The sequence below is a fragment of the Streptomyces sp. NPDC006174 genome (genome assembly GCF_040614075.1).
Classification (GTDB): Bacteria; Actinomycetota; Actinomycetes; order Streptomycetales; family Streptomycetaceae; genus Streptomyces.
Window position 1 is genome coordinate 49,639 of record NZ_JBEXTJ010000012.1, and the last position, 15,133, is coordinate 64,771.

Here is a 15,133-nt window from a genome sequence, read left to right on the forward strand (position 1 = left end):
TCCCGGAAATGATCGTGCATCGGCCAGGGACGACTGGGCCCATCGGCAGAGTGCGGCGTACGGAGTGCGGTCGCGGACATCGCGGACATCGAGGTCGCGGGAAGCGTATCGCCTGTAGGTGAACGCCAGGATGACCGCAGTGGTCCTCCACGTGCCGCAGTACGTTCAGTTGTCCGGCGTGTCCCGGCCGAGCCGGTGGCGCTTGCGCCAGGCCACCAGCGCGCCGCCGAGACCGGACAACACGATGAACCCCATCGCCGCCAGGAAGAGCGGCGAGGTCGGCGAGGCGGCCTCGCTGCCCGCTATGACGTACGCCGCCGTGTTCGGGATGGAGCCGAGGCCGGTGGCCAGGAGGAAGGGCGGGTAACCCATGCGGGAGGTGGCCGCGCAGTAGTTGGCGGCGGCGAACGGGATGCCGGGGAAGAGGCGGAGCGCCAGCACCGAGCGGAAGCCGTGCCGGCTCAGCACGCCGTCGGCGGCGGTGAGCACCTTGCCGCGCAGCAGCGTGCGCAGCGCGTCCTGGCCCAGCACCCGGCCCAGCAGGAACGAGACGCCCGCACCGAGCACCGTCCCCGCCAGGGCCGCCGCGAGGCCCAACTGCGCGCCGAACAGCGCCCCGGCCGCCAAGTTGAGGAGCGGGCGCGGCACGAACGCCACGGTCAGCGCGCCGTACGCGAGCCCGAACAGCATCGCCGCACCGCCGCCGGTCAGCTGCTCCGGCCAGCCCGAGGCCAGCAGTCTCTGCGGTTCGAGCAGCAGCATCGTCGAAGCGGCGGCCAGCAGCACCGCGACGAGCAGCGAGAACCGGGACCAGGGCGAGAGCATCGCCTTCGAACGGCGAAGGGCCGTGGCGCCGGAGGGCCGGGTGGTGCGGACAGGGTCGAACATTCGGGGAGAGTAACCGAAAACGGTGTCGGATCGCCGTAATGTGCGTCGCGTGGACCCCGCAGCAGCCTCCGCTCCCGCCGTACCGGACAGCCCGCTCGCCGACACCGTCCTCGCCCGGCTGACCGAGCTCTACGCCCCGGCCGCCGACCCGGAACGGGCCGAAGGCGCCGCCGGGTACATGAAGCACATCGCTCCGTTCCTCGGGATTCCGACCCCGCGCCGCCGGGCGCTGTCCAAGGCCGTACTGGCGGGCACCGGGCGGCCGGACGAGCGGGACTGCACGGCCATCGCGCTGCGCTGCTGGCGGCTGCCGGAGCGCGAGTACCAGTACTTCGCCGTCGACCACCTCCGTAGGTACGTCTCCTCCTGCTCCTCCGGCTTCCTGCCCGTCCTGCACCACCTCGTCACCACCACCGCCTGGTGGGACACGGTCGACCTGCTCGCCGCGCATGTCGCCGGGCCGCTGGTCGCCGCCGACCCGGCGCTCGCCCGAGCGATGGACCGGTGGATCGACGACGAGAACCTCTGGACCGCGCGGACCGCCCTGCTTCACCAACTCCGCTACAAGGACGCCACCGACACCGACCGGCTCTTCGGCTACTGCCTGCGCCGCGCGGACCACCCGGACTTCTTCATCCGCAAGGCGATCGGCTGGGCGCTCCGGGAGTACGCGAAGACCGATCCCACCGTCGTACGCGACTTCGTCGACGGCGCCCGGGACCAGCTGTCACCGCTGTCCGTGCGCGAGGCGCTCAAGAACCTCTGAGAGGCGCACGGAAAACCATTCGACGCGACCGCCGCGCCCCGCGATGATCAGAGGCATGTTCCGGTACGCCTTCCTCGCAGCGCCGTCCGCAGTCGCGGACGCGCCGAGGGCTGCCGTGAACGACATGGCCGCAGCCACCACCGCAGCCTTCACCGCTGCCGCAGCGCCCATCGGCGGCGCCCGAAGCTGACCCTCCCCCGACAGTCCGGCGGACCCCGTAAGGGGAGGGTCGGCGGGGCCCTGGGGTCTTCTCTCCTCTCAGCTTCGAGTTCTTCCTAAGGAACGAGCCATGTCCAAGACGGCTTACGTGCGCACCAAGCCGCACCTCAACATCGGCACCATGGGCCACGTCGACCACGGCAAGACCACGCTCACCGCCGCCATCACCAAGGTCCTCAGCGAGCGCGGTGGCAGCTCCACGTCCTACGTCTCCTTCGACCGGATCGACCGGGCGCCCGAGGAGGCCCAGCGCGGCATCACCATCAACATCGCGCACGTCGAGTACGAGACCGACACCCGCCACTACGCCCACGTCGACATGCCGGGCCACGCGGACTACATCAAGAACATGGTGACGGGCGCGGCGCAGCTCGACGGTGCGATCCTCGTCGTCTCCGCGCTCGACGGGATCATGCCGCAGACCGCCGAGCACGTCCTGCTGGCCCGTCAGGTCGGCGTCGACCACATCGTCGTCGCGCTCAACAAGGCCGACGCGGGCGACCCCGAGCTGACCGACCTGGTCGAGCTGGAGGTCCGCGAGCTGCTCTCCGCGCACGGGTACGGCGGCGACACCGTCCCCGTGGTCCGGGTCTCCGGGCTCAAGGCGCTGGAGGGCGACCCGCGGTGGACGGCGGCGATCGAGGGGCTGCTGGACGCCGTGGACACGTACGTACCGATGCCGGTGCGTTACACCGACGCGCCGTTCCTGCTCTCCGTCGAGAACGTCCTGACCATCACCGGCCGCGGCACGGTCGTCACCGGTGCCGTCGAGCGCGGCACCGTCCGCGTCGGCGACAAGGTCGCGGTGCTCGGCGCGGAGATCGAGACGGTCGTCACCGGTCTGGAGACCTTCGGCAAGCCGATGGAGTCCGCCGAGGCCGGCGACAACGTGGCGCTGCTGCTGCGCGGCGTGGAGCGCGACCGCGTCCGCCGCGGCCATGTCGTGGCCGCGCCAGGAAGCGTGGTGCCCAGCCGCCGGTTCACCGCGCAGGTGTACGTGCTGTCGACGAAGGAGGGCGGCCGGTCGACGCCTGTCGCCACCGGCTACCGGCCGCAGTTCTACGTCCGTACGGCGGACGTCGTCGGCGATGTCGACCTCGGCGAGATCGCCGTCGCGCGTCCCGGCGACACGGTCACCATGACCGTGGAGCTGGGCCGTGACGTCCCGCTGGAGTCCGGCCTCGGCTTCGCGATCCGCGAAGGCGGCCGCACGGTCGGCGCCGGCACGGTGACCGGCCTGCTCTGAAGGCTGCCGCGGCCCCCCATCCCTGGACCTCAGGGGTGGCGGGCCGCGCGACAATGGAGAGGTGAACGAGCAGATACCCGTCATCCGCGACGTCGACTGCGGCACCGCCCGGCTGCTGCCCGATGTGGACCGCGACCGGGCCTGGCTGCTCACGGTCGACGAGGCGCCGCAGTCCTACGTGGACCTGGACGACCCGACGTACCTGGAGTTCGAGTACGTACGGCGCCTCGCGCACGTCCTGGACTGCGCGGCGCCCGAAGACGCGCCGCTGGAGGTCCTGCACCTCGGCGGCGGCGCGCTGACCCTGCCCCGGTATGTCGCCGCCACCCGGCCCGGCTCGCGGCAGGATGTGGTCGAGGCGGACCGGGAGCTGCTGCGGATGGTCCGGGAGCACCTGCCGCTGCCCGACGGCAGTGGCATCACCGTCCACGCGGCGGACGCCCGCGCCCGCCTGGAGGCCGCACCGCCCGCGTCCGCCGATGTCGTCGTCGCGGACGTCTTCGGCGGATCGCGCGTCCCGGCCCACCTCACGTCGGTGGAGTACGCGCGGGCCGCCGCGCGGGTGCTGCGGCGGGACGGGATCTACGCCGCCAACCTGGCGGACAGCGCGCCGTTCGCGTTCCTCCGCACGCAACTGGCCAACTTCTCGGCGGTCTTCGCGGAGCTCGCGCTGATCGGCGAACCGGCGGTGCTGCGCGGTCGGCGCTTCGGCAACGTCGTGCTGCTCGCCTCGCACACCCCGATCGACACGGCACCGCTCACCCGCCGCTGCGCCGCCGACGCCTTTCCGGCCCGGGTCACCGACGGCTCGGCGCTGGTCCGGCTGATCGGCGGCGCGCACCCGGTGGCGGACGCGGACGCCGTCGCCTCGCCGGAACCGCCGGACGGAGCGTTCAGCATCGGCTGAGCAGTACGGTGCCCTCCGGCCCGGGGGACAGCGTTCCCGGACCGGAGGGCGGATGTCAGCCGTGCCGTCGCGTCAGCCGGTCGGCTTCTCGGCGGAGAGGCGGACCGTGCTCAGGATCTGCTGGATGGTGGTCTCCGGCAGCTCGCCCTCGACGCCCTTGGGACCGTAGAGGACCCACGTCGAGAACTCGTCGTTGCCGTTCCTGAACGAGAAGGCGATCGACTTGCCGTCGGTGTCGCACTTCTCCTTCTTGGCCAGCCCGGTCGCCGTGGCGGTCACGACACTGCCGGAGAGACCCGACTTCGTGGTGAACGGCTTGGCCGGGGCGATCTTGACCTTGTCCTTCGAGTCGGTCTGCCCGTAGGCCGCCCACACCCAGGTGCCCGCCTCGGCGCGTGCCGCCTCGTCGGAGTTCTTCGCTCCGCGCGCGCCCTTCGTGCCGACGCCGGCCAGCTCCGTCTCCTCGTCGCGGCCGTCCTTGTCGGAGTCGTCGACGCACCACTTGCTCTTGTAGTACGCGGGTGCCGAGAAGCCGGCGACGGGCTTGCCGGTCGGGTTCTTGGCGTCCTCGAAGCCGGCGAACGTACCCGAGCTGGAGACCTCCCAGTCACCGGGTACGTCGAACTGCGTGCCCCACTTGGGGTTGGTGACGACCTTCCAGCCCGGGATGAGGGGCTCGGGGTCGCCCTCGGAGCCGCGCGGGTTCTCCACCGGCGCGGAGCTCGTGTCCTTTGAGGCGCTCGGCTTCGCGCTCGGTGAGGCGGACTTCTGGTCGTCGGCGACGGTGGAGCCGTTGTCGTCACCGTCGTTCAGCAGGACGACGCCGGTGACGACGGCGGCCACGACGACGGCGGTCGCCGCCACGATGGCGATGACGGTCGTCTTCTTCTTGTCACCGTCCGGCTTGGGCCCGCCGGGCGGACCCGGCACCGCGTACTGCGGGACGGTCGGCTGCTGGTAGGGATTGGGCTGCCCGTAGCCCGGCTGTCCGTACCCGGGCTGCTGTCCGTAGCCCGGCTGACCGTAGCCGGGCTGTCCGGGCTGGCTCTGCTGACCGGGCTGGCCCGGCGGGTATCCGGGCGCGCCGGACTGGCCCGGCTGCTGGTCCTGCTGCGGATATCCCGGTTGCTGATAGGGATTCGGCTGCTGGTACCCCGGCTGCTGGTACGGGTTCTGATTCGGGTCCTGCGGGTTCTGCTCGCCCCCGGGCGGCTGCTGTCCTGGCCACATGGCCAGTAACCATAGATGGGTGTCGTGTGCACTGCTACGGCCACCCCTGTCCCAGTGCTGTCCCGGTGCCGTAACAGGAGGATGTCCGGACCGGGAACAGAAGGATGTCCGGACCGGACGCAGGGGATGGTCAAACATGGCTACTCATGAGTAACCTTCGGTCCATGAGCGCTGAACAGATGACCGTCGGCGAGATGCTCGTCGCGACGGTTCCGATGGCCCGGACCCTCAACCTCGAATTCCTGGAGACGACCCCCGAGCGCGCCGTCGTCCGGCTGCCGGACCAGGCGGAGTTTCACAACCACGTCGGCGGGCCGCACGCCGGAGCGATGTTCACGCTCGCCGAGTCCGCCAGCGGCGCCATCGTCATCGCCGCCTTCGGCGACCAGATGAACCGGGCCGTACCGCTCGCCGTCAAGGCCGAGATCGGCTACAAGAAGCTCGCCATGGGCGAGGTCACCGCTACCGCCACCCTCGGCCGCCCGATCGCCGACGTCGTGGCGCAGCTCGACGCCGGTGAGCGCCCGGAGTTCCCGGTCGCCATCGAGATCCAGCGCGCGGACGGCGCGGTCACCGGCGAGATGACCGTCGTCTGGACCCTGCGCCCCAACAGCTGACGCCTCCGGGCGTACGGTCCCGGGGCCGCCGCCCCTCCGGTCGGGGAGGGGGCGGCGGCTTCGGCATGTATGCGTCCGGCCGGGGGCTCAGGCCTCGTGCGCCGCGCGGTGGGCCTTGGCCAGCTCCACGTAACCGGCCGCGTTGAACCGGATGCCCTCCAGCTCCTCCACCGTCAGCGGCCGCTTCACCTTGGCGGGCACGCCCGCGACCAGCGACCCCGGCGGAACCCGCATCCCCTGCGGTACGAGTGCCTGCGCGGCGACCAGCGACCCGGCGCCGATGTGCGCGCCGTTGAGCACCGTGGCACCCATCCCCACCAGGACGTCGTCCTCGATGACACAGCCGTGCAGGACCGCGTTGTGGCCGACCGAGACCCGCGCGCCGACGGTGAGCGGGAAGCCGGGATCGGTGTGGACGCTGCAGTTGTCCTGGATGTTGCTGTCCGGGCCGAGCGTGATCGGGCCGCAGTCGGCGCGCAGGACCGCCTGGTACCAGACGCTGGAACCGGCGGCCAGTGTCACCTCTCCGATCACCACGGAGGTCGGCGCCACGAACGCGTCCGCGTCGATGTCCGGCTCCTTGCCGCCCATGCCCGTGATCAACGCCTGCTCCGCCATGGCCTGCTCCTCGGTGGTCCGGTGCTGCTCGGGGGTGGTGCTCCTGGGGCCTTCGATCGGGATCGGGCCGTCAGACACGGTAGGCGACGGCTCCCGGCACGTGCGCGTGGGTAGGGCGAACATCACAGGTCACCGCGCGGATCGCCGCCCGCCGCGCCGACTACCGTGAGCCCGTGCCGAAGAACCGAAACACGTTCTCCTTCCTCGCCCGCCGGCGCCGCCGCGCCGCCTCCTGGCTGGTCCACCGCGGCTGGGAGTGGGCGCGGGAGGCGGGCGCCGTCACGGCCCGGCATCCGGGCCGGCTGCGCTTCGGCGCGATCGGTGAGGGGACGCGGCTCGCCTTTCCGCAGGGCACGGTCTTCGGAGAGCGGTGGATCGCGCTCGGCGGCCACTGCGTCATCGGCGAGCAGGTGACCCTGACGGCCGGGATGATGCCGGACCTGGATCTGGGGCCCGACCCGATCCTCACGCTCGGCGACGGCGTGGTGCTGGGACGCGGCAGCCATGTGATCGCCGACACGACGGTGACCATCGGCCCGGACACGTACTGCGGTCCGTACGTCTACATCACCTCGACCAACCACAGCTACGACGACCCGCACGAGCCCGTGGGCAAGCAGTGGCCCCGGATGGAGCCGGTGGAGATCGGCCCCGGCTGCTGGATCGGCACCGGCGCGGTGATCCTGCCCGGAGCCCGGCTCGGCCGCAATGTGGTGGTCGCGGCGGGCGCGGTCGTACGCGGTGAGGTGCCTGATCACGCGGTGGTCGCGGGTGCTCCGGCCCGTGTCGTACGGAGCTGGGACCCGGAGAAGGGCTGGCAGCCGCCTCTGCGGACGCCGGCGCCCGTGCCGATCCCGAAGGGCGTCACGCCGGAGCAGCTGCTCGCGCTGGCCGAGCTGAAGCTGGAGCAGGAGCCGGACGCCCGCTGACGGTGCTCCAAGGCCCCACGCCCTGCTGAGGCAAGGCGCGTCGCCGTTAATGTGGGCCGCATGCGCGCACCGATCGGCACCTTCGAGGACGCCTCTCCCGCCTCCCGACGGCTCGACCTGCTCCCCGCCCCCGTCGCGGCGGCCCTGGCCGCCGGATGGGGTGACATCACCGCGGAGCGGATCGTCCACGTCGACACGGACCCGGCCGTCGCGGACACGGCGGTCTTCGTCGAGCACCACGGATCCGACCTCCTGGACACCTCGGCCAACTGCGTCGTCCTGGCCGGCAAGCGCGGCGGAGAGGTCACGCTCGCCGCCTGCGTGGTGCTCTCCCGCACCCGGGTCGACGTCAACGGCGCCGCGCGCAAGCAGCTCGGCGCCCGCAAGGTGTCCTTCGCGTCGATGGACACGGCGGTCGGCGAGAGCGGCATGGAGTACGGCGGCATCACCCCGATCGGCCTCCCCGCCCACTGGGCCCTCCTGGTGGATCCGGCCGTGGTGGACGAGGAGTGGGTCCTGATCGGCAGCGGCAGCCGCCGGGGCAAGCTCATCGTCCCGGGCAAGGCGCTCGCGGCCCTGCCGGGCGCGGTGGTCGTGGAGGGCCTGGGGGTCTGAAGGGCGCCTACCGGTGGTCGGTGAGCCACCCGGTGGCGAAGTCGACAGCGGCCCGCAGCCGCAGCAGCCTGCACGGTGCGGATCCGAGCAGGGCCGTACGTACGTCACCGGGCCCGGCGGCCTCCTCGAAGGCGGCGCCCAAGGCCCCGAAGTCGCTGTCGTCCAGGGCGACATCCTCGTACTCCCACCACTGCCGCACGCCCTGCGGGGCCACCACACACCGGTAGCGGCGGCGTGGAGGCCCGGGTCGGCGGTACTCGCCCAGGTGGAAGGCGGTGCAGGTGGCGTAGCCGGTGCCGAGCAGGAGGATCCTGGCGTCGGCCTCGTACAGCCGGGCGAGCGGAGAGTCCTCGCCGAGGTGGCAGTCCGGCCGGTGCCCGGCGAGCAGCTTTCCGGCCGCCGGGCCGATCGCGGAGAAGGAGGTCTGCGGATGGCCGCTGCGCTCGGCTCCCGCCGCCGTCCGTACGGTCTCGGCCAGAGCGCCCATCGACGGTGCGGGCGTGAGCGCCGGGTCGAACGGCTCCATGGACGAGCGGACCGCCTCGCGCGCGTCGGCGTCCAGGCCGTGGACCCGGGCGCGGAAATGGGGCGAGGTGTCCGAGTTCTCCGGAGTGAACGAGGGCACCATCACGGCCCCCTCCCGTCCCACCGCCCGGCGCAGAGCCGCCAGCACGGCCTCGGGCCCGCCGGCCACGGGCCCCATTGACCGCAGCGAGGCATGCACCAGCAGGACGTCGCCGGAGCGCACGCCGAGCGCGTTCAGTGCGGCGGCCGGCCGTTCGCCGTCGAGAGGATCGCTCACGGCCGGAATCCCTCCCCACGCCGGGCGGCCCGCACACCCTTAACCCAGCTGCGGAATCTCGATCGCCGGGCACCGGTCCATCACCATGTCCAGACCCGCCGCCCGCGTCCGCTCGTACGCTTCCGCGTCCACCACGTCGAGCTGGAACCACACCGCCTTCGCCCCGACCGCCACCGCCTCGTCCGCGACCCCGCCCGCCAGCTCGCTGTTGACGAACACGTCCACCACGTCCACCGGGAACGGGATCTCCGCCAGTGAGGCGTACCCCTGCTCGCCGTGGACCGTCTCGGCCTTCGGATGCACCGGCACCACGCGCTTGCCGAAGCGCTGAAGGACCTGCGCCACGCCGTAGGCAGCACGGGAGCGGTTGTCGGAGAGGCCCACCACCGCCCAGGTGTCGCCCGTGTCCTGAAGAATCCGCCGGATCGTCTCTGTCTCGTTGTCCATGCCGGGACAACCGCTGATCCCGGCCCCGTCATTCCCGCCGGAACCCGCTGCCGCCGCGGCGCATAGGGTGGACGGATGCAGGAGCAGTACCGGGCCGTCGCCCGCGCGGGTGTGCACGAGAGCGAGATCAACCGATCGCGTTTCCTCTGCTCCCTCGCCCCCGCCGCCACCGAACAGGAGGCGCAGGACTTCGTCGCACGCGTCCGCAAGGAGCATCCGGCCGCCTCCCACAACTGCTTCGCGTACGTGATCGGCGCCGACGCCTCCGTACAGAAGGCCAGTGATGACGGTGAGCCCGGTGGCACCGCCGGCGTGCCGATGCTCCAGATGCTGATGCGCCGCGAGGTGCGGTACGTCGCGGCGGTCGTCACCCGCTACTACGGCGGCGTCAAGCTCGGCGCCGGCGGGCTGATCCGTGCGTACGGAGGAGTGGTCGGCGAGGCTCTCGACGCACTCGGCACGATCACCCGGCAGCGCTTCCGGCTGGCCACCGTCCGCGTCGACCACCAGCGGGCGGGCAAGCTGGAGAACGACCTGCGGGCCACCGGCCGGGACGTGCGCGAGGTGCGGTACGCGGAGGCGGTGACCATCGAGATCGGGCTGCCGGACGCCGAGGTCGCCGCCTTCACCGCCTGGCTGGCCGACGCGACCGCCGGGACCGCCACGCTGGAGCTGGGCGGCGAGGCGTACGGGGACGTGTGAGCGGCTCGCCATGGAGTGGGACCGGTCCCACGGGCGGCGAATTCTTGATCGATGCGGGATCGGCGGTCCGGCGGCGTTAGCGTGGTCCGTGCCGGTCGCGGGATCACGGGCCGCCCGGCGCGGCCCACGGGGTGGAGGACGACGTACATGCAGCGCACAACCGGCACCAGCGGTGGAGCGATCGCGTGAGGATGCTGCACACCTCGGACTGGCACCTGGGCCGGTCCTTCCACCGCGTCCCTCTGTTCGACGCCCAGGCCGCCTTCCTCGACCACCTGGTGGCCACCGTCCGCGAGCGGGAGGTGGACGTGGTCCTCGTCTCCGGTGACGTCTACGACCGGGCCGTCCCGCCGCTCACCGCCGTCGAGCTGTTCGACCGCGCGCTGCACCGGCTCGCCGCCGCCGGCGTCCCGACCGTCATGATCTCCGGCAACCACGACTCGGCCCGCCGGCTCGGCGTCGGCTCCGGCCTCTTCGAACGCTCCGGGATCCACCTCCGTACCGACCCCGAAGGCTGCGCCACGCCTGTCGTCCTCACCGACGACCACGGCGACGTCGCTCTGTACGGCCTCCCGTACCTGGAACCGGCCCTCGTCAAGGACACCCTCCGCGCCGCCAAGGCCGGCCACGAGGCGGTCCTCACCGCCGCCATGGACCGGGTCCGCGCCGACCTCGCCGCCCGTCCCGCCACAACCCGCTCCGTCGTCCTCGCGCACGCCTTCGTGGCAGGCGGCGAGCCGAGCGACAGCGAGCGCGACATCACCGTCGGCGGGATCGCGGCCGTTCCTGCCGGAGTCTTCGACGGCGTCGACTACGTGGCCCTCGGCCATCTTCACGGTTCCCAGCGCGTCACGAGCCGCGTCCGCTACTCCGGCTCGCCGCTCGCCTACTCCTTCTCCGAGGCCGGCCACCGCAAGACCATGTGGCTGATCGAGCTCGACGGCAGCGGCGCCATCGCCGCCGAGGAGCGGATCGACTGCCCGGTCGAGCGGCCTCTCGCCCGCCTCCGCGGCCGCCTGGACACCCTGCTGGAGGACCCGGCGCTCGACCGCCACGAGCACGCCTGGATCGAGGCCACCCTCACCGACCCCGTCCGCCCCGCCGACCCCATGGCCCGCCTCGCCGCCCGCTTCCCGCACACTCTCAGCCTCGTCTTCGACCCCGAGCGGCCTCCCGAGGACCCGCTCGCCTCCTACGCCCAGCGCCTCAAGGGCCGCGACGACCACCAGATCGCGGAGGACTTCGTGGCCCATGTGCGCGGTGGCAGCGGACCCAGCGAACCCGAACGCACCGTGCTGCGGGCCGCGTTCGACGACGTACGGGTCGACGAGAGCGTGCGCGAGGTGTCCCGATGAGACTGCACCGCCTCACCCTCACCGCCTTCGGCCCGTTCGGCACCACCCAGGAAGTCGACTTCGACGCGCTCTCCTCCGCCGGCCTCTTCCTCCTCCACGGCCCGACCGGCGCCGGCAAGACCTCCGTCCTGGACGCCGTCTGCTACGCGCTGTACGGAGCCGTCCCCGGCGCCCGCCAGAGCCCCGGTGCCACTCTCCGCAGCGACCACGCAGCCGTCGACCTGCCGACCGAGGTCCAGCTGGAGCTGACGGTCGGCGGCCGCCGCCTCGAAGTCAGCCGCAGCCCCGCTCAGCCGCGCCCCAAGAAGCGCGGCGGCGGGTTCACCCAGGAGAAGGCCCAGAGCCGACTGCGCGAGCGTGGCCCCGAGGGAGCCTGGCAGGCCCTCAGCAAGTCGCACCAGGAGATCGGCGAGGAGCTGTCCCAGCTGATCGGTATGAGCCGGGACCAGTTCTGCCAGGTCGTACTGTTGCCGCAAGGCGACTTCGCCCGCTTCCTGCGCTCCGACGCCGAGGCCCGCGGAAAGCTCCTCGGCAAGCTCTTCGACACCCGGCGCTTCGCCGCCGTCGAGGAGCGCCTCGCCGAACTGCGCCGGGGAGCCGAGACCCGCGTGAAGTCCGGCGACGAGCAGATCCTCGCCCTCGCCCAGCGCATCGCCCAGGCAGGTGGACCGGCGGCCACCGAGGCCCCGCAGCCCACCGTACGGGCAGGCGAACCGGCCCTGGCGGAAGCCGTTCTGGAGTGGACCGCCATCGCCCGCAGCACCGCTCGTGAACGCCTCGACATCGCCGGTGCGGTGGTCGCGGCCGCCGAAGGCCGTCAACTGGCCGCCGCCCGGGCCCTGGAGGCCGAACGCGAACGGGACCGGCTCCAGCAGCGGTACGCGGAAACCCTGCGCCGGGCCGAAGCCTTGGAGGAGCGGCGTCCCGAACACGACCGCTGCCAGGAGCAGTTGGAGCGCGCACGCAAGGCGGACCGGGTCGCGCCGGCGCTGGAGCTGCGTGAGGAGGCCGAGCGGGCCTACCGCGCGGCCAGCGACGCTCTCGACCGGACCAGGAGCCGGCTGCCGGACGAGCTGACCGGTGCGGGTGCCGACCAACTGGCCCAGCTGGAGCGGAAGTTCCAGCAGGAGCTGTACGCGCTCGACGCGGCGCGCGAGGCCGAGGAGCGCAGCGCGCGGATCGATGAGGAGCGCGTCCGGTTGAACCGGGAGGCCCAGGCCGACGACGACCTGATTCGCGAGGCGGACGCGTGGCTCGCCGACTGGGACACCACCCGTACGAGGCTCAAGGAGCGCATCGACGCCTCGCAGGAGGCCGCCACCCGCGCCGAGCAGCTCGCCGGACAACTGGCCCCGGCCCGCCGCCGCCTGGACGCGGCACACCGCCGGGACGCGCTCGCCACCGACGTGGAGCAGGCCGAGAAGCAGCTCACCGCCGCAACGGAACAGGAGCTGGACGCACGGAAGTTCTCGCTCGACCTGCGTGAGCGCCGACTGCGCGGCATCGCGGCGGAGCTGGCCGCAGAACTCGTCACGGGCGAGGCCTGCACGGTCTGCGGATCGGCCGAGCACCCGGACCCGGCCAGCCCCGGCGACGGTCATGTCGACCGGGCCACGGAGGAGAAGGCCCTCGCCGCTCAGCGGTCCGCCGAGGAGGCCCGCGCCCGTGCGGAGCAGCAGCTCGGACTCGTACGCGAACGGCATACGACGGCGGAGACGGAGGCCCGCGGGGACGACGCTTCCGTAACCTCCACCGTGGCCGAACTGAGTTCCCTCGTCGACCGGTTGACCGCCGAGCACACCGAGGCCCACCGCCTCGCCGCCGCGACGAACCCCGCACGTGAGGCGCTCACCGCCGCCGAGCGCGAGCACGCCGAGCGGCTGGAGCAGCGGCAGGAGGCGCACGGCAGGACCTCCGCCCGTACCGCCGCGCGTGAGGCGCTCGACCGCGACCAGGCCCGCCTGGAGCAGCAGATCGCCGCCGCGCGCGGCGAGTCGGCGTCCGTCGCGGCGCACGCGGACCGGCTGACCCGCCGCGTAGCGCTCCTCGCCGACGCCGCCGAGGCCGTACGCGCCGAACAGGACGCGGCGCAGCGCCGGAAGGAGGCCGACGACCGGCTCTCCGACGCGGCCTTCAGGGCCGGGTTCGACACGCCGCAGGCGGCCGCCGCCACGCTCCTCGACGCCGCCGCGCAGCGCGAGCTCCAGCGCCGCGTCGACGCCTGGCAGGCGGAGGCGGCGGCGGTCGCCGACCGGCGCACCGAACAGGACGCGCGCGCCGCCGCCGAGCGTCCGGCCGCGCGCCCCGAGGCGGCCGAGAGCGTCCACGACACGGCGGAATGGCTGCTGCGCGAAGCCTCCTCGGCCCTCGCGGCCGCCCGCGACCGGTGCGCCGAACTCGACCGGCTCTCCGGACAGGCGGCCGAGGAGGTCCGGCGGCTGGGACCGGTGCGCCAGGAGTACGAGCGGGTCGCGCGGCTCGCCGGCCTCACCGCGGGCACGTCCGCCGACAACGAACGGAAGATGCGCCTGGAGGCGTACGTTCTCGCCGCCCGCCTCGAACAGGTGGCGGCCGCGGCCACCGCCCGGTTGCAGCGGATGTCCTCCGGCCGCTACACGCTCGTCCACTCCGACGCCCGCACGGGCGGCCGCCGGGCCGGGCTCGGCCTCCATGTCGTGGACGCCTGGACCGGCAGCGAACGGGACACCTCGACGCTCTCCGGCGGCGAGACGTTCTTCGCCTCCCTGGCACTGGCGCTCGGCCTCGCCGATGTCGTCACCGAGGAGGCCGGCGGCGTACGCCTGGACACGCTCTTCATCGACGAGGGCTTCGGCAGCCTGGACGACCAGACGCTCGACGAGGTGCTCGACGTGCTGGATTCGCTGCGGGAGCGGGACCGCAGCGTCGGGATCGTCAGTCACGTGGCCGACCTGCGCCGCCGCATCCCGGCCCGGCTCGAAGTGGCCAAGGACCGGCACGGATCGACGGTGCACCACCGGCTGTGAGCCGCGTGCGGCCTGTACACCGGGAGAGCGTGTCCGGTGCGGGCCGGGCCCGTGGCCGCCGCTGCCACGGCGGCCACGGGCCTTGCTCCGGACGGGCTCAGAGGCGGAAGCGCGCCATGATCGGATAGTGGTCCGCATGCGACGGCACCGTGGACAGCGCCATCCCGGTCAACAGGACGGAACACAGCACCGCGAAGCGGCTCATTCTCTGTCTCATTGATCCACCTTGGCCGGGGGAGAGACCGAACCGAGCACGCTACGACACCGACCGGCCGATCGCCCGGCGCGGGAGCGGTGAGGAGTAGACGACGCTCGTGGTGACGGAGCCGAGGGTGCTGATCCGGCCGGTCACCTCTTCCAGGTGCCGCATCGAGCGGGACGTCACCTTGAGGACGAAGCAGTCGTCGCCGGTGACATGGTGGGCCTCCACGATCTCCGGTGTGGTCTCCAGGAGGTCGTGGAACGGCTTGTAGTTCCCGTGCGGATAGCGCAGCCGTACGAGTGCGAGGATCGGCAGTCCGAGCCGTTCGGCGTCGACCACCGCCGCGTAAGCGCTGATCACCCCGGTCTCCTCCAGACGCCGCACTCTCTCCGTCACGGCGCTCGGGGACATGGCCACCGCACGGGCCAGTTCGGCGAAGGAGACGCGGCCGTCGCGTTGGAGGACGTCGAGAATGCGCCAGTCGGTGGCGTCCGGGGAATACTCGGTCATGGCGGAAGACAACAGGGAAATCCCCGGTGGAATCAAGAGGAGCGCCGAAGAACCTGTCTTCCTGGCTTGGTTGGA

15 protein-coding genes are annotated in these 15,133 nt (G+C 72.5%); 9 read left to right on the top strand and 6 right to left on the bottom strand.

Annotation, left to right across the window (positions count from 1 at the left end):
• Window positions 1–165: 165 nt before the first annotated feature.
• Window positions 166–888 carry a TVP38/TMEM64 family protein gene (locus ABZ267_RS25400; RefSeq protein ID WP_356751186.1) on the bottom strand — a complete coding sequence of 241 codons (723 nt, stop codon included), beginning with the start codon at window positions 886–888 and terminating at the stop codon, window positions 166–168.
• Between the two features lie 49 nt (window positions 889–937).
• Here ABZ267_RS25400 and ABZ267_RS25405 point away from each other — a divergent pair, with 49 nt between their 5' ends.
• The 3 genes from ABZ267_RS25405 to ABZ267_RS25415 all read left to right on the top strand — a co-directional run bounded on the left by ABZ267_RS25405 (window position 938) and on the right by ABZ267_RS25415 (window position 4,026).
• The gene (locus tag ABZ267_RS25405) at window positions 938–1,654 is read left to right on the top strand and encodes a DNA alkylation repair protein (RefSeq protein ID WP_356751184.1); all 717 of its coding nucleotides are present in this window, start codon (window positions 938–940) and stop codon (window positions 1,652–1,654) included.
• A 289-nt stretch (window positions 1,655–1,943) separates the two neighbouring features.
• Window positions 1,944–3,119 carry an elongation factor Tu gene (tuf, locus tag ABZ267_RS25410; RefSeq protein WP_356751182.1) on the top strand — a complete coding sequence of 392 codons (1,176 nt, stop codon included), beginning with the start codon at window positions 1,944–1,946 and terminating at the stop codon, window positions 3,117–3,119.
• Window positions 3,120–3,180: 61 nt separating this feature from the next.
• Window positions 3,181–4,026 carry a fused MFS/spermidine synthase gene (locus tag ABZ267_RS25415; protein ID WP_356751180.1) on the top strand — a complete coding sequence of 282 codons (846 nt, stop codon included), beginning with the start codon at window positions 3,181–3,183 and terminating at the stop codon, window positions 4,024–4,026.
• A 72-nt stretch (window positions 4,027–4,098) separates the two neighbouring features.
• Here the strand turns inward: ABZ267_RS25415 and ABZ267_RS25420 are convergent, their stop codons facing one another.
• Window positions 4,099–5,256 carry a hypothetical protein gene (locus ABZ267_RS25420; protein ID WP_356751178.1) on the bottom strand — a complete coding sequence of 386 codons (1,158 nt, stop codon included), beginning with the start codon at window positions 5,254–5,256 and terminating at the stop codon, window positions 4,099–4,101.
• A gap of 179 nt (window positions 5,257–5,435) precedes the next feature.
• Between ABZ267_RS25420 and ABZ267_RS25425 the strand changes: the two genes are divergently transcribed.
• Complete coding sequence (locus tag ABZ267_RS25425; RefSeq protein ID WP_356751244.1) at window positions 5,436–5,873, top strand: DUF4442 domain-containing protein; 438 nt, start codon at window positions 5,436–5,438, stop codon at window positions 5,871–5,873.
• A gap of 87 nt (window positions 5,874–5,960) precedes the next feature.
• Here the strand turns inward: ABZ267_RS25425 and ABZ267_RS25430 are convergent, their stop codons facing one another.
• On the bottom strand, window positions 5,961–6,491 hold the full coding sequence (locus ABZ267_RS25430) for a gamma carbonic anhydrase family protein (protein ID WP_356751242.1): 531 nt from the start codon (window positions 6,489–6,491) through the stop codon (window positions 5,961–5,963).
• A 173-nt stretch (window positions 6,492–6,664) separates the two neighbouring features.
• Between ABZ267_RS25430 and ABZ267_RS25435 the strand changes: the two genes are divergently transcribed.
• Together ABZ267_RS25435 and ABZ267_RS25440 are read left to right on the top strand one after the other, a co-directional pair.
• Window positions 6,665–7,420 carry an acyltransferase gene (locus tag ABZ267_RS25435; protein ID WP_356751176.1) on the top strand — a complete coding sequence of 252 codons (756 nt, stop codon included), beginning with the start codon at window positions 6,665–6,667 and terminating at the stop codon, window positions 7,418–7,420.
• A 60-nt stretch (window positions 7,421–7,480) separates the two neighbouring features.
• Window positions 7,481–8,035: a YbaK/EbsC family protein gene (locus tag ABZ267_RS25440; RefSeq protein ID WP_356751174.1), complete on the top strand. Its 555-nt coding sequence runs from the start codon at window positions 7,481–7,483 to the stop codon at window positions 8,033–8,035.
• 7 nt (window positions 8,036–8,042) lie between these two features.
• On the opposite strand, the gene ABZ267_RS25445 is transcribed toward ABZ267_RS25440, so the two are convergent.
• The gene (locus ABZ267_RS25445) at window positions 8,043–8,837 is read right to left on the bottom strand and encodes an AAC(3) family N-acetyltransferase (protein ID WP_356751172.1); all 795 of its coding nucleotides are present in this window, start codon (window positions 8,835–8,837) and stop codon (window positions 8,043–8,045) included.
• 39 nt (window positions 8,838–8,876) lie between these two features.
• Window positions 8,877–9,284, bottom strand: coding sequence for a CoA-binding protein (locus ABZ267_RS25450; protein ID WP_356751170.1), 408 nt, complete (start codon window positions 9,282–9,284; stop codon window positions 8,877–8,879).
• A 75-nt stretch (window positions 9,285–9,359) separates the two neighbouring features.
• On the opposite strand from ABZ267_RS25450, the gene ABZ267_RS25455 reads away from it, so the two are divergent.
• The 3 genes from ABZ267_RS25455 (at window position 9,360) to ABZ267_RS25465 (ending at window position 14,346) form a co-directional block, all read left to right on the top strand.
• A complete protein-coding gene (locus ABZ267_RS25455; RefSeq protein WP_356751168.1) occupies window positions 9,360–9,986 on the top strand; it encodes a YigZ family protein in 627 nt (208 codons plus the stop codon).
• Between the two features lie 185 nt (window positions 9,987–10,171).
• Window positions 10,172–11,341 (top strand): exonuclease SbcCD subunit D, encoded by a 1,170-nt coding sequence (locus tag ABZ267_RS25460; protein WP_356751166.1) that lies wholly within the window; start codon window positions 10,172–10,174, stop codon window positions 11,339–11,341.
• Window positions 11,338–14,346, top strand: coding sequence for an SMC family ATPase (locus ABZ267_RS25465; RefSeq protein ID WP_356751164.1), 3,009 nt, complete (start codon window positions 11,338–11,340; stop codon window positions 14,344–14,346). Before ABZ267_RS25460 ends, ABZ267_RS25465 begins: the two co-directional genes overlap by 4 nt.
• Before the next feature lie 256 nt (window positions 14,347–14,602).
• Here ABZ267_RS25465 and ABZ267_RS25470 read toward each other — a convergent pair whose 3' ends face one another.
• Window positions 14,603–15,058, bottom strand: a complete 456-nt coding sequence (locus ABZ267_RS25470) for an Lrp/AsnC family transcriptional regulator (RefSeq protein ID WP_356751162.1) — start codon at window positions 15,056–15,058, stop codon at window positions 14,603–14,605.
• Window positions 15,059–15,133: the final 75 nt, after the last annotated feature.

Bases quoted from the DNA above. Each gene is read 5' to 3' on its own strand.
- ABZ267_RS25400 (WP_356751186.1), bottom strand. From the start codon at position 888: ATGTTCGACCCTGTCCGCACCACCCGGCCCTCCGGCGCCACGGCCCTT.
- tuf (WP_356751182.1), top strand. From the start codon at position 1,944: ATGTCCAAGACGGCTTACGTGCGCACCAAGCCGCACCTCAACATCGGC.
- ABZ267_RS25420 (WP_356751178.1), bottom strand. From the start codon at position 5,256: ATGTGGCCAGGACAGCAGCCGCCCGGGGGCGAGCAGAACCCGCAGGAC.
- ABZ267_RS25425 (WP_356751244.1), top strand. From the start codon at position 5,436: ATGACCGTCGGCGAGATGCTCGTCGCGACGGTTCCGATGGCCCGGACC.
- ABZ267_RS25430 (WP_356751242.1), bottom strand. From the start codon at position 6,491: ATGGCGGAGCAGGCGTTGATCACGGGCATGGGCGGCAAGGAGCCGGAC.
- ABZ267_RS25440 (WP_356751174.1), top strand. From the start codon at position 7,481: ATGCGCGCACCGATCGGCACCTTCGAGGACGCCTCTCCCGCCTCCCGA.
- ABZ267_RS25450 (WP_356751170.1), bottom strand. From the start codon at position 9,284: ATGGACAACGAGACAGAGACGATCCGGCGGATTCTTCAGGACACGGGC.
- ABZ267_RS25455 (WP_356751168.1), top strand. From the start codon at position 9,360: ATGCAGGAGCAGTACCGGGCCGTCGCCCGCGCGGGTGTGCACGAGAGC.
- ABZ267_RS25465 (WP_356751164.1), top strand. From the start codon at position 11,338: ATGAGACTGCACCGCCTCACCCTCACCGCCTTCGGCCCGTTCGGCACC.
- ABZ267_RS25470 (WP_356751162.1), bottom strand. From the start codon at position 15,058: ATGACCGAGTATTCCCCGGACGCCACCGACTGGCGCATTCTCGACGTC.